Annotated in this window: 11 protein-coding genes; 7 read left to right on the top strand and 4 right to left on the bottom strand. The window is 67.3% G+C overall.

The window, feature by feature from the left end; translation table 11 throughout:
- Positions 1 to 33: 33 nt before the first annotated feature.
- Complete coding sequence (locus tag ACHL_RS16470; RefSeq protein ID WP_015938432.1) at positions 34 to 918, bottom strand: helix-turn-helix transcriptional regulator; 885 nt, start codon at positions 916 to 918, stop codon at positions 34 to 36.
- A 141-nt stretch (positions 919 to 1,059) separates the two neighbouring features.
- On the opposite strand from ACHL_RS16470, the gene ACHL_RS16465 reads away from it, so the two are divergent.
- The 3 genes from ACHL_RS16465 (at position 1,060) to ACHL_RS16455 (ending at position 3,544) form a co-directional block, all read left to right on the top strand.
- Positions 1,060 to 1,467, top strand: coding sequence for a (R)-mandelonitrile lyase (locus ACHL_RS16465; protein ID WP_015938431.1), 408 nt, complete (start codon positions 1,060 to 1,062; stop codon positions 1,465 to 1,467).
- Between the two features lie 110 nt (positions 1,468 to 1,577).
- On the top strand, positions 1,578 to 2,618 hold the full coding sequence (locus ACHL_RS16460) for an NAD(P)-dependent alcohol dehydrogenase (protein ID WP_015938430.1): 1,041 nt from the start codon (positions 1,578 to 1,580) through the stop codon (positions 2,616 to 2,618).
- Positions 2,619 to 2,815: 197 nt separating this feature from the next.
- The gene (locus ACHL_RS16455) at positions 2,816 to 3,544 is read left to right on the top strand and encodes a hypothetical protein (RefSeq protein ID WP_015938429.1); all 729 of its coding nucleotides are present in this window, start codon (positions 2,816 to 2,818) and stop codon (positions 3,542 to 3,544) included.
- Here the strand turns inward: ACHL_RS16455 and ACHL_RS16450 are convergent.
- Positions 3,541 to 4,152, bottom strand: a complete 612-nt coding sequence (locus tag ACHL_RS16450) for a GNAT family N-acetyltransferase (RefSeq protein ID WP_015938428.1) — start codon at positions 4,150 to 4,152, stop codon at positions 3,541 to 3,543. The genes ACHL_RS16455 and ACHL_RS16450 overlap by 4 nt on opposite strands.
- Positions 4,152 to 6,248 carry a penicillin acylase family protein gene (locus tag ACHL_RS16445; RefSeq protein ID WP_015938427.1) on the bottom strand — a complete coding sequence of 699 codons (2,097 nt, stop codon included), beginning with the start codon at positions 6,246 to 6,248 and terminating at the stop codon, positions 4,152 to 4,154. The genes ACHL_RS16450 and ACHL_RS16445 overlap by 1 nt, the downstream gene beginning before the upstream one ends.
- Positions 6,249 to 6,402: 154 nt before the next feature.
- On the opposite strand from ACHL_RS16445, the gene ACHL_RS16440 reads away from it, so the two are divergent.
- The 4 genes from ACHL_RS16440 to ACHL_RS16425 are packed head-to-tail and all read left to right on the top strand — an operon-like array spanning position 6,403 to position 11,129.
- Entirely contained in the window at positions 6,403 to 7,824 is a 1,422-nt protein-coding gene (locus tag ACHL_RS16440) for an extracellular solute-binding protein (protein ID WP_015938426.1), read from the top strand.
- A complete protein-coding gene (locus tag ACHL_RS16435; protein WP_015938425.1) occupies positions 7,821 to 8,786 on the top strand; it encodes a carbohydrate ABC transporter permease in 966 nt (321 codons plus the stop codon). The genes ACHL_RS16440 and ACHL_RS16435 overlap by 4 nt, the downstream gene beginning before the upstream one ends.
- Before the next feature lie 8 nt (positions 8,787 to 8,794).
- Complete coding sequence (locus ACHL_RS16430; protein WP_015938424.1) at positions 8,795 to 9,700, top strand: carbohydrate ABC transporter permease; 906 nt, start codon at positions 8,795 to 8,797, stop codon at positions 9,698 to 9,700.
- Between the two features lie 34 nt (positions 9,701 to 9,734).
- Entirely contained in the window at positions 9,735 to 11,129 is a 1,395-nt protein-coding gene (locus ACHL_RS16425) for a glycoside hydrolase family 32 protein (protein ID WP_015938423.1), read from the top strand.
- A gap of 52 nt (positions 11,130 to 11,181) precedes the next feature.
- On the opposite strand, the gene ACHL_RS16420 is transcribed toward ACHL_RS16425, so the two are convergent.
- Complete coding sequence (locus ACHL_RS16420) at positions 11,182 to 12,267, bottom strand: LacI family DNA-binding transcriptional regulator (protein ID WP_015938422.1); 1,086 nt, start codon at positions 12,265 to 12,267, stop codon at positions 11,182 to 11,184.
- Between the last annotated feature and the right edge of the window lie 35 nt (positions 12,268 to 12,302).

Here is a 12,302-nt window from a genome sequence, read left to right as displayed (position 1 = left end):
GACCGGCGGGCCGATGTTCACTGAGCTGTGATTTCAGCTTCGGGCGCCGGCCTGGGCCAGCTCTACGATGTTTTCCGTCACCGCCCAGGAAGCCAGGAGCTTGAGGGCCTGGTCCGATGCGCTGCCGGGGGTGGCCGGATAGACCGTCAGGGAGTGACCGGGGTCCTCCTCCAGGCCGAGGACCTGGTAGTTCAGCTCCAGCAGGCCCACCACGGGATGCTGGAAAAACTTGGTCCCCGCGTAGTGGCGCCGGACGTTGTGGGCAGCCCACCGGGTGCGGAACTCGTCACTGCGCATGGACAGTTCCCCGATGAGTTCGGCAATGCCCTTGTCGTGCGGGTTCCTCCCGGCTTCGCGCCGCAGGATGGCCACATTCGTGTTCGCGGCACGCTCCCAGTCTGTGTAGAAGTTGTGGGCCCGCGGGTCCAGGAAAATGAACCGTGAATGGTTCGCCGGCCTTGCGGGGGACCTGTACATCTCCGAATACAGTGCGTAGCCCAGGGTGTTGGCGGCCACCACGTCCATCCGGTTGTTGCCTATAAAGGCAGGCGCCCCTGTGATGGTGTCCAGCAGGAACTGCAGTTCCGGACGGACTCCTGCGGCCGCGGTAGCGGGGGCCCGTTTCCGACCCGAGGTGTTGGCGGTCCGGGCGAGGTCGTACAGGTGGTCTTGCTCGGCCCGGTCCAGCTCCAGCGCACCGGCTATCGCGTCCAGCACGCTGTCCGAAACCCCTGTCAGGTTTCCGCGTTCCAGCCGCGTGTAATAGTCCACGCTGACGCCCGCGAGCCGGGCCACCTCCTCACGCCGGAGCCCGGGTACGCGCCGCCGCCCGCCGTACGGTTCGATGCCCGCCTGTTCCGGCGTGATGCGTCCTCGGCGGGTGGAGAGGAACTGCCGTACCTCGGCTCGGTTATCCATACAGGACACGTTACGACTAATGCCCCGGCGCTAAAGAGGGTCTGCCATAACCCGTTTCAGCAGGGCCCTCGTTACGGCTCCACGGACCGGGTTTGATGGACGGAAGGCCAAACAACGCCCTTGAGCAGGAAAGGAACCACCATGAAGATCGAACCAGCACGCGAAACCGTCAAAAATCCACCGGAACAGTTCGCCGGTGACGTGTGGGTGGACCTCATCGCGGCCCCGAACGGACCCGAGCAGCGCGCCGTCGTCGCCAAGGTCCGCTTCGCCCCCGGGGCACGCACGGCCTGGCACTCGCACGCCCGGGGCCAGTACCTGCACGTGACCTCCGGCGTGGCCCGCTTCGGCAGCCGCGACGGCACCATCATTGAAGTCCACCCCGGCCAGACCCTGTATACGCCGCCTGGGGAGGAACACTGGCACGCCTCGGCGAACGGGACCTTCATGGAACACATCGCCATCCTCGAAAACGACGAGGATCCGGCCGCCACCACCGCCTGGGCCGAGCACATCACGGACGAACAGTATGAAGGCCGCCAAAGGTAGGACTGCCAGTACTAGGTACAACAGGGCCACCGAGGCAGGCCCTTTTTGCACGTTCCGGTCAGACAGCGCCGGTAGCATTTTAGAGACCCCCCAAGAAGCACAGGAGAACCATGACCACCGTCAAGGCTTACGCATCACCGTCCGCCACCGAGGACCTGGTTGCAACCACCATCGAACGCCGCGAAGTTGGACCCCACGATGTCCTGATCGACATCAAGTTCGCCGGCATCTGCCACTCCGACATCCACACCGTGCGCGGTGACTGGGGTCCCCAGCAGTACCCGCTGGCCCCCGGCCACGAAATCGCCGGCATCGTCACCGAGGTTGGCTCCGAGGTCACCAAGCACAAGGTCGGCGACCGCGTCGGCGTCGGCTGCATGGTGAACTCCTGCCGCGAGTGCGTGAACTGCCAGAAGGGCGAGGAGCAGTACTGCCTCAAGGGCAACGTCGGTACCTACGGCGCTGTTGACCGCGACGGCACCATCACCCAGGGCGGTTACTCCACCCACGTCGTCGTCACCGAAGACTTCGTGGTGACCATCCCCGAAGGCCTGGACCTCGACGTCGCCGCCCCGCTGCTGTGCGCCGGAATCACCACCTACTCACCGCTGCACCACTGGGGTGCCGGTCCCGGCAAGAAGGTCGCCGTCGTCGGCCTTGGCGGCCTCGGCCACATGGCCGTCAAGATCGCCCACGCCATGGGCGCTGAAGTGACTGTCCTGTCGCAGTCCCTGAAGAAGCAGGAAGACGGCCTCCGCCTGGGCGCCGACAAGTACTACGCCACCAGCGACGAGAACACGTTCTCCGAACTCGCCGGACACTTCGACCTGATCATCAACACCGTCAGCGCCTCGATCGACATCAGCTCCTACCTGCAGCTGCTGACCCTCGACGGCGCACTGGTCAACGTTGGTGCTCCCGCCGAGCCGCTCCCGGTCAACGCCTTCGCCCTGATCGGCGGACGCCGGTCCTTCGCCGGCTCCATGATCGGCGGCATCCGCGAAACCCAGGAGATGCTCAACTTCTGCGCCGAGCACGGCATTGGCGCGGAAATCGAGGTCATCCCGGCCGAGAAGATCAACGAGGCCTACGAGCGCGTGCTGGCGTCCGACGTCCGCTACCGCTTTGTGATTGACACCGCCACCATCTAACGGATGGCTTACGACGGCGGCCCGTTCCGGAAGGAGCGCGGCCGCCGTTCGTGCGTTAACCCCAGGCAGCATCGCCTGGCATAACTCCCGCTGTTACCGGGCACAACGGTTGGGCGCCAAATCGTCCCCGTCCGGTGTAAAACCAAGCCACGGTCCCACAATTGAAGGATATATTTCGCGAGGCCCGGGAGGGTGTCATGAAGAAGTTCCGCGGGCTGCTTCCCGTGCTGGTCCTCACCGCCGTGGCGGTTGGCGGGTGCGGAGGCCAGCAGGCTTCACCGCCGATGGCGACGGCGACAGTTACCGGCACGGTACCGGCCAGCACCGTGCCGCCCGGCCCCGCCACCACGACGGCTGCGCCCGCCCCGGCGAAGACGGCCTTGAAGACGTTTACGACGGCGGACGGGCAGCTGGCGTTTGACCACCCCGCCGGCTGGAGCGTCAGGGATCCCGCCGGCGAGCTGCCCGAAGGTGGCGGGGCCTTCGCCGAAGTCACCAACGAGGCCGGTAAGCCGCTGGCGACGCTGCGGACCAACATGGCCACCGGTTCAATTTGCACGGAAAAGTACCCGTTCGAGGAGTTTGAGTCCCAGCAGCTTCCCGCCCTGGCCCAGGCCGGAACGGTACCCCGGTTCGTCTACGAATCGCGCGGCAACTCCAGCGCCCCGGGCCCGGCCAACACTCCGGCCGCGGCTTATGGCATCACCGTTTCAGCCGCACCCGCCGGTGACCTGGCCTGCCCCATCTTCCAGTTCTTCACCTGGCCGCCCACTGCCGCGATGTTCGGCGCCTTCTACAGTCCGGAAAACAACACGACTCCGGGCGCTGAAAACCTCCCGTACCTGGAACAGGCCCGCAAGTACATGGACACCACCGAATACCAGGACATCCGGCGGATGATCACCTCGCTCCGCCCGGCAGGCTAGATCCCGGGCCGGACCTCGCCCCGGCCGGACGTCCGTGCCTCGAACGCCGCCCGGCCCAGGAACATCAGCTGGGCCTCCTTTTCGGCCAGCTGCACAACGGGGCCGCGTTCGAATCCGAAACTCTCCATCCGCCTGATGGCCTTTCCGTTCCGGGCGTCCGGTTCCGCCACCACCCGGTCCTTGGCCGGATCCGACAGCACGAACCGGACCAGGCCTTCCATGACCTTCGGCGTGTAGTTGGGAACCGGCGTCCCGGTGGGCGCGAGGAACAGATGGATCCCCGCGTCCGTCGGCAGCGCCGGGTAGGCCTCGCCCACAGGATCCTGCTGCGGCTCGTAGGTCTGGAAGATGCCGGCAGGCTCACCATCCACCACCATCAGGTAGCCGTGGTGGGTGTCCAGGCTGTCCAGGAACCGGTAGACATCCCGGACTTCATCGCGGCTCCAGCCGTTCATCCCCCAGAACTTCGCCCGCTCCTCGCTCACCCAGCTGTGGATCAGGTCCGCGTCGTCCTCCGGTGCCAGCCGGAACAGCCTGAGCCAGCCCAGGCCCTCCAGCTCCTCCCCGTACACGGCCTCGCGGGTGTGGCCTGAAGCGTCAGTGCCCATCACGGTTCTCCTTCGTCATCGTTCTCGCGGCTTAGCTGGTCCCAGTCCGTGATGACCGGCAGCAGTTCGCCGGTGGCCCAAAGCGGCAGCTGGCTGAGGAAATTCGCGGCGCCGGGATGGCCTGATGTTCCGAACGGGACCACCCACCGGCTCTTGGACCGGTCCCCGAGGTCCCACACGTAGCGGGCCACGGGCCCCCGGAACGATGCATCGGTGACCCCCGGCAGGCTTTCGGTGGACAGCACGCAGCCCGTGTCACCGGACAGCGCGGTCATGGGGACACGCGGTGCCTTCGCACTGGCGGACGGGTGGTCTGCCAACGCGTGCAGCGGCAGCACGGTGTGGGTTGCGCCCCAGTCCGCGGACGACGGCGACGCTGCCGCCGCCTCGAGCGCCTCGGTGGCCGCTGCTGCCACGTCCAGGCCTGCGGCGTCGCCCTTCGCCACTATGGTCTCCAGTGCGAAACCCACCCTGGACACGGGGTCCAGCCACGGGCTGAAGAGCGGCGAGTGGCCGGTAGGCCTCGCCAGCGGAGCCAGCAGGGGAGCGGACGCCAGGGCCCGGACGAACGCCGAGCGCCAGCCCGCAAAGGCAGCTGCCAGGGGACTGTCCGCCCGCATGCTCCCATCCCACCCGAGCAGGCTGTCCCGAAGGTCCGCTGCTGCCGGCGACAAGGGAGCATCGGTTCCGCACCGCTCCACCACCGCCCGCAGCGCGGGCCAGGACCCGAGCCTGGTGTCCATATGAATGCGCTGCATGGTGCCGGCATCGAGGCCGCTTCCTGCTTCCTCCAGCAGCTCGCGGATCCGCCCGGCCCTGTGCGCTGGGGCAAACTCCAGGCCGGTCAGATCGCCGCCGCCGGACGCGCGGTCGTTGGCATTGACCGCAAGTGTTTCCACGTCCGATGCCGGCAGCTCCACCCAGCCGCCGGTCCACTGATGCCGGCGGGACTCTGCCGGAACGGGACGCACCCGGTTCTCATGGTTCCGCTCAGGGACTGCGCCAGCCACGAACTGACGGACGCCGCCGGCCGAATCGGCGGCCAGGACACAGTTGACCGGCTCCACCCAGTCGCCGAACGCCGCCTCGACATCCGTAATGGTCCGGCTCCGCAGCAGCGGCAGGAGGGCCTCGAAGCCCAGCCGTCCGCCCACCCGCGAGGGCATCCGCAAACTTAGCGTGCCGCCGTCGTACCCGCCGGTGATCACGGGCCCGCGAACGGTTTCGATGACCTGCACCGTCTCAACGTCGCAGCCGCGGACTCGGATCAGCTCTTCAAGGTCCGAAACCACCGGCTCCCAGCCGCCGGGGCCAAGGGCCTGCAGGGTCCCGCCGTCCCGCCGCAACTGCTCACGGTAAAGGTCCTGGTAATCCGCCATGGCGTTGGTGACCGCCCACGCTGCGGTGCCGGCATGGCCGAAGTGCGGCAGCCCGGGGATGCCGGGAAAAGCCAGCCCCACGGCGTCAAACTCGGGGCAGGCAAGCCGCACCTGCTGGTACACGCCGGGCAGTTCCATGAGCCGGTGCGGGTCTCCGGCCAGCAGGGGAGAACCACCGGCGGCCAGGTTCCCGGAAACCGCCCAGGCATTGCTGCCTGCCCAGACCGGCGCCTCGATGCTGAACAGGTCCACCGCGTCCGGCCCGAGCGTGTGGGCCACGTGGTCGCGCCAGAGCTTGTTGGGGAAGGTGCTGAACAAGATGTGGTGGACCAGGAAGACGCCCAAGGGAGTCCACGGCTCCCATGGCCCGGGTTCGGCGCCGCTGTCCCGGAACTCCTTCGCCTGCCGGCGTCCGCGGGCCAAAGCATCGTTGACGCCGTCCACGTAGGCCGTGACCCAGCGCTGCGTTTCCCGGTCGAGGTTGCCGAAGCAGCGGCGAGCAGTGTCATCGATCCTGGCCTGGCGGGCGAACCTGTCCCACAGGACGCCGTCACTGCCGAGATGTTCGGCGGTCCGGCCCTCGGACCGCCACCGCTCCATCTCGATCTGCCAGGAACGGTCGGCCGCCGCGTTGCTGCCTTGCAGGAACGCCAGTTCCTCGGCGGTGTCGGCGCGAAGGTGCGGGACGCCCCAGGGGTCGCGGTAGGTCACTGGCACGGCATGGTCCTTCTTCTTAGGTAATCCTAAGTAGGGTACGGCCCCGGTGCGGACTGCCCAAACGATGACCCGCGCGCCCGCATCCGTTGTGACGCTTGACACGTGTTAGGTGGCCGGTCTACAGTTCCTAACACGTGTTAGGAAGGAATTAGACATGACCGGAGCCATAAACGGGCAGTTGCGGCAGATCACCCGCCGCACCGCCCTTGGTGCCCTGGGCGTTGGAATCATCGGAGCATCCGTGGCGTCGTGGCCGCGGCTCTCCGGGACGGACATTCCCGGCCGCGGGGACAACAGCCTCAGCATCGCCATCCTGGGCACCGCAGCGGACGCCGCCGCCCGCCAGCGTGCCATCGATGCCTTCAGCCGGATCCACCCGGACGTCAAGGTGAAAGTCCAGGCCATCCAGGCCGTGGACTGGAAGGATTTCTTCACCAAGATTCTCACCATGGTGGCTGCCGGCACGCCGCCGGACGTGGTGTACGTGGCCACCGAAGGCGCCCAGCTCTTCGCCGAGAAGCTGGCCTATCCGCTGGATGACTACATCCGCCGCGACGCCGCGGACATGCGGGAGTTCTTCAGCGATGTCCACCCCAGCCTGGTGGAAGCGTTCATGTACAAAGGGAGCCTCTACCAGCTCCCCATGGACTGGAACGCCGCCAACATGTACTACAACACCGCGGCCTTCGCGGAGGCGGGGCTGGACCGCCCGGCGGACGACTGGACGCATCTCGATTTCCGCAACAACCTCGCCGCCATGCGCAAGGCCCGCCCCTCGGACTTCACTCCGTACTACTGGACCAACCGGCTCTTCGGCGGTGTGGTGCCCTGGCTTTACGCCAACGACACCAGCTTCCTGAAGGAGACCCGGTCCACCGGCGGAGACTGGCTCTGGGACGGCTTCTACGCCACCGACCCCTCCCGCAGCCTCCGTTCAGGCGGCTACCAGTGGCTGGAACCCAACGCCAATGACGACCGCGTCTTCGAATCCTTCGACTACCTCCGCGGGCTGGTCAAGGACGGCCTGGGCGTAAGGCCGGAGGAAGGCGGCGGCAACTCCCTGGTGGGCCTGTTCGCCTCCAACCGGATCGGCACCACCCCTGCCGGCGGCTACTGGGTGCAGGGCCTGCACGAGGCCGGCATGGGGGAGAACGGTTTCGACGTCCAGTTCTTCCCGCGCTGGAAGACGCAGCGGCACCAGTTCGGCACCGCCGGATACGCCATGATGAAGACCGCCAAGGACAAGGACGCCGCCTGGGAATGGATCAAGTTCAGCTCCAGCCGCGAGGCAATGGAACTGATCTTCCCCAACCCCGCCACCACCCCGGCCCGCCGGTCCATGGTCAATGCGGACCTGTATGCAGGTAAGGGACCCGCCCACTGGAAGGTCTTCTACGACACCCTGGACAGGTTCCCCACCACCGGCCCCATCCCGGCGCCGCCCCAGCAGGCCGCCGTCGAAACCGCCCTGATGAAGAACGTCTCACTGGCCGTCAGCGGCGACGAACAGCAGCTCAAGCAGGCCCTTGCATCGATGCAGCGCGACCTTGAAATTGCCTTGAGGAGGCAGCCATGAGCACCACCAACCCGCCGCGGGAAAGGCCCCGGCAGGCAGCCCGGCCGGACGCAACCGCGCCGGCCCGGAACAGCAGAGCCAGTGCCAACCGCCACAGCCAGCGCTGGCTGGCCTGGGTCTTCCTGGCCCCCACCATCCTGGGCATGGGCCTGTTCACACTGATCCCCATCGTGGCATCCGTGGTCCTGGCCTTCTTCCGCTGGGACATCATCTCGGCCCCGTCCTTCGTGGGCTTCAACAACTTCGCCGAAGTAGTTCAGGACCCCACCGTCCGGGTGTCCTTCCTGAACACCATCGTGTTCGTGGTGGTGGCCGTGGCCCTGCAGTTGGGGCTTGCCCTCGCGCTTGCCATCATGGTGCAGGAAAAGATGCCGGCGTGGCTGCGGGTGTTCTTCCGCTCCGCCTTCTTCTTCCCGCTGATCCTCTCCGCAGCGTCAGTGTCAATCTTCATGCGGTACCTCTTCAACGAACAGTTCGGCGTGGTCAACTGGCTCCTGTCCCTGGTGGGGATCCCCGCAGTCCCCTGGCTCACCACCCCCGGCGGGTCCGCCGCCGTCGTCATCCTGGTCTACGTGTGGCAGAACTTCGGCTTCTCCTTCCTGCTGTTCATCGGCGGCCTGGCTTCCATTCCCGTGGAGACCTACGAGGCCGCGTCGATCGACGGCGCCACCGGCTGGCGCAAGCACCTCCACGTCACGCTTCCGCTGCTCAGCCCCACCACCCTGGTGGCGTCCGTGATGGCCATTATCAGCGCCCTCCAGGTGTTCGACCAGCCGTACGTCCTCACCCGCGGCGGCCCGGGCGACTCCACGCGCACCGCGGTCATGGTGATCTTCGAATCGGCCTTCCAGCGGCTCGAATTCGGCCAGGCATCCGCCATCGGCGTGCTGCTCACCCTGATCATCGTGGCCATCACGGCCGCACAGTTCCGGCTCAGCAAACGATTCGTCTTCTACCAGTAAGGCCAGCCATGACCACCACCACTGAGCACGGCCTGGCCTCCGGGCCCACGCCCCGGCTCTCCGAGGGCCTCCCCACCGTCCGCACCAACCGGCGCAGGTTCAGCTGGAACACCGCCCTCCGGGTGATCCTGCTGCTGATCGCCGCGGCCCTGACCCTGGGGCCGGTGCTGTGGACGCTGTCCACCTCGCTGCGTTCGCCGTCGGAATCCTTCAAGCTGCCGCCGTCCTTCATCCCCTGGAACCCTGACTTCACCTCCTACGGCCAGGTGTTCCAGCAGCTGAACATCTTCCTGCTGGTCCTCAACAGCGCCCTGGTCACCGGCCTGATCGCGGTGGGCCAGATGGTGTCCGCGGCGCTGGCAGGCTACGCCTTCGCGCACCTGAAATTCCGCGGCCGCGGCGCTCTGTTCTCCATCGTCCTGGCCACCATGATGGTGCCGGTACAGGTGACCATCGTGCCCGTCTTCATGCTGATCCGCGGCATGGGCCTGTCCGATACCCTCCTGGCGCTGATCCTGCCGGCCATCCCGACGGCGTTCGGCACCTTCCTGATGCGCCAGTACTTCCTTGGACTCCCCACGGAGCTGGCCGAGGCCGCCTCGATCGACGGCGCCTCACCCTGGCGGACCTTCCGCTCGGTCTACGCGCCGCTGGCCATGCCGGGCATGGCGATCGTGGGGATCCTGGCATTCAACTTCCACTGGAACGAGTTCTTCCGGCCCCTCATCCTCACCATCTCCGAACAGAACTTCACGCTTCCGCTGGGCCTGGTTTCACTCCAGGGCAACCTGGGCACCGGCAGCATCTCGGTGGTCCTGGCGGGCGTCGTCCTGTCCATGATCCCGGCGCTGGTGGTCTTCATGTTCGGCCAGCGCGCACTCCAGGCCGGCCTCACCGCCGGCACCGGCAAGTAACTTCTTCCGTTCCTCCACCCTGAAAGGCTCCACCATGCCTACCCCGGACCTCGCCGCCATCTCCTTCGACGACGTCGCCGCAGCCCACCCCGACGCTGCCTTCCCGCGGTTCCACGCGCGCCCTGCCCAGGGCTGGATCAATGATCCCAACGGCATCAGCTTCATCAACGGCCGCTACCACGTGTTCTTCCAGTACAACCCCGAGTCGGCCCGGCATCACCGGATCGCCTGGGGACACGTCAGCTCCGCGGACCTGGTTCGCTGGGAAGAACACCCCGTTGCGCTGCGCCCGCAGCCGGGCGGGCCGGACGAGTACGGCTGCTGGACGGGCGTGGTGACGGACGACGGCGGCGTCCCCACCGCAGCGTACTCGGGCGTCCGCGGCGACGGCGGGCACTCCGAGGTGGTCATCGCCCGCGGTTCGCAGGACCTGGTGGAATGGGACCAGACCGGGCACGTTGCGGCGCGGATGCCCGACGGCGGCGATGTCACTGCGGTGCGTGATCCCTTCATTTTCCGTTTCAACGGCAAGCGGTACGCCATGCAGGGCGCCGGCCTGGCCACCGGACACGCCGCCTTGCTCCTCTACACGGTGGAGGACCTGTCCGACTGGAAGTACCAGGGCATCTGGCTCACCACGGAAAACCCGGTGGCATCGCAGTTCACCCCCGCTGAAATCTGGGAGTGCCCCCAGCTGGTCCGGGTCCCGGACAACTCCGGCGAAGACACGTGGGTGGCGATGTTCTCGCTGTGGCTCTCCGGCGACGCCCACGAGCACGCCAACGGGGTGGGACACCTGATCGGCTCGCTCACCGAAGATCCGTCCACTGGACTGCCCGTCTTTACGCCCCGCAGCGGCGGATCCTCGGACCAGGGCCGTGACTTCTACGCCCCCCAGGTTGTTGCGCTCGAAGACCGCGCCCTGCTGTGGGGCTGGGCCAACGAAGGTCCCGGCCGTGACGGACGCCGCGGCCGCAGCCAGGAAGAGGTGGACGCCGCAGGCTGGTCCGGGGTGCTCACCTTCCCGCGGGAACTGTCCGTGGTGGACGGGACGCTGGCGATCACGCCGGCCCCGCAAATCGAGGCTTACCGCGGTGGCCCGGTGGCCCGGTCCGCCGAAGGCCGCGTGGAGCTGCCGCGGTTCGCTGAAGCTGTGGTGACCCGCGCCGCCGGTGCGTCGGATGCAGGCGCGGGGGACGCCGCCGTCGAACTCCTGCTGGTGGGCGGGGACGGGCAGCAGACCGTGTTCAGCGGACCGCTTGCCGGCGGGGAGGAACTGCGGATTTTCGTGGACGCCTCACTGGTGGAGGTCTACCGGAGCGGGGCTGTGGCCACCACGCTCCGCGCGTACCCGGCGGCGGGGGAGAAGTGGCAACTGGTGCTTCCGGCCGGTGCCTCTGCAGACGTGTGGGAGCTGGTCCAGCCCTAGCGCGGGGCTTCTTTACCGTTCCCTTCTCCGCGTCCGGTTCTTATCGTTCGGTTTAGCGTCCCTCGGGGACCGGGCCGGTGGAATCACGGACCACCAGGCGGCAGGGCACCATGGTTTCGGTGCTGCTGCCGCCTGGCACGCGGTGTGTTTCACTGCCTTCGGGCGGCTGCGTCCGGTGCTGCGTGACATCGCCCAGCAGCGCCGTCATGGCGGCGGCGCCCATCTCGCGCAGGGGCAGGGCCATGGTGCTCAGTGCGGGCACCATGGCCTTGGCCACGCGGAATTCGTCGTCATAGCCCATGACGGACAGGTCCTGCGGGACGCTCAGGCCCAGCCGGTAGCAGGCCAGCACCACACCAATGGCCAGGCGGTCGTTGGCGCACAGGATGGCGGTGGGGCGGCGGGCGCCTTCGACGCCGTCCAGGAGCTTCATGGCCCCGTGGAATCCGGCGTCGATGTCCCAGCCCACCTGCAGGACCCTGGCCTCGTTGACGGGCAGTCCTGCCCGGAGGAACGCGTCCCGGTAGCCCTCGATCCGTCGTGGCGCTGCGGGCGTCAGCGAGTCACCGGCCAGGAACGCGATGTCCCGGTGGCCCAGCGACATGACATGCTCTGCGGCTTCCCGCCCGCCGCGGACCTCGTCCGGAATGACGGCGCCAACACCGGCTTCGGGGCGGTCATCAAAACAGTTGGCCAGGATGGACGGCACCCGCTCCATGTTGGCCGGGACATGCAGCGGACGCAGGCCCACCGTCACATACATCAGCCCGTCCACCTGCCGGTCCAGGAGGGTTTCCACCGCCCCTTCGTCCCTTGAACCGTCCAGCTCGGTGTCCATCACCACGGTGACGAAGCCGTGTTCACGGGCCACGGCGTCCGCTCCGGCGATGATGTTGCCGTCGAACGGGCTGGTGACCACCTGGTCCGAGACGATGCCGATAATCCGGGACTGCCGGTTCCGCAGGCTGAGGGCGATCTTGTTGGGCGTGTAGTTGAGGGTGGCGGCCGCTTCGCGGATCCGCTGCTGGCTTTCCAGCGCCACGTTGCCGTCACCCCGGCCGTTGAGGACCAGGGAGACAGCGCTCCGGGAAACACCGGCCAGCTTGGCGACGTCCAGTGCGGTGGCCTTGCGATTCATGGTGATCCTCTGGTGGCAAACAACAGTGATGCTGC

The sequence above is a fragment of the Pseudarthrobacter chlorophenolicus A6 genome, from assembly GCF_000022025.1.
GTDB classification, from domain to species: Bacteria; Actinomycetota; Actinomycetes; order Actinomycetales; family Micrococcaceae; genus Arthrobacter; species Arthrobacter chlorophenolicus.
The sequence above is the reverse complement of the archived record's forward strand: the minus strand, read 5'-3'. Positions and strand labels throughout refer to the sequence as shown.

Bases quoted from the DNA above. Each gene is read 5' to 3' on its own strand.
- ACHL_RS16430 (WP_015938424.1), top strand. From the start codon at position 8,795: ATGACCACCACCACTGAGCACGGCCTGGCCTCCGGGCCCACGCCCCGG.
- ACHL_RS16450 (WP_015938428.1), bottom strand. From the start codon at position 4,152: ATGGGCACTGACGCTTCAGGCCACACCCGCGAGGCCGTGTACGGGGAG.
- ACHL_RS16470 (WP_015938432.1), bottom strand. From the start codon at position 918: ATGGATAACCGAGCCGAGGTACGGCAGTTCCTCTCCACCCGCCGAGGA.
- ACHL_RS16465 (WP_015938431.1), top strand. From the start codon at position 1,060: ATGAAGATCGAACCAGCACGCGAAACCGTCAAAAATCCACCGGAACAG.
- ACHL_RS16440 (WP_015938426.1), top strand. From the start codon at position 6,403: ATGACCGGAGCCATAAACGGGCAGTTGCGGCAGATCACCCGCCGCACC.
- ACHL_RS16460 (WP_015938430.1), top strand. From the start codon at position 1,578: ATGACCACCGTCAAGGCTTACGCATCACCGTCCGCCACCGAGGACCTG.
- ACHL_RS16455 (WP_015938429.1), top strand. From the start codon at position 2,816: ATGAAGAAGTTCCGCGGGCTGCTTCCCGTGCTGGTCCTCACCGCCGTG.
- ACHL_RS16425 (WP_015938423.1), top strand. From the start codon at position 9,735: ATGCCTACCCCGGACCTCGCCGCCATCTCCTTCGACGACGTCGCCGCA.
- ACHL_RS16435 (WP_015938425.1), top strand. From the start codon at position 7,821: ATGAGCACCACCAACCCGCCGCGGGAAAGGCCCCGGCAGGCAGCCCGG.
- ACHL_RS16420 (WP_015938422.1), bottom strand. From the start codon at position 12,267: ATGAATCGCAAGGCCACCGCACTGGACGTCGCCAAGCTGGCCGGTGTT.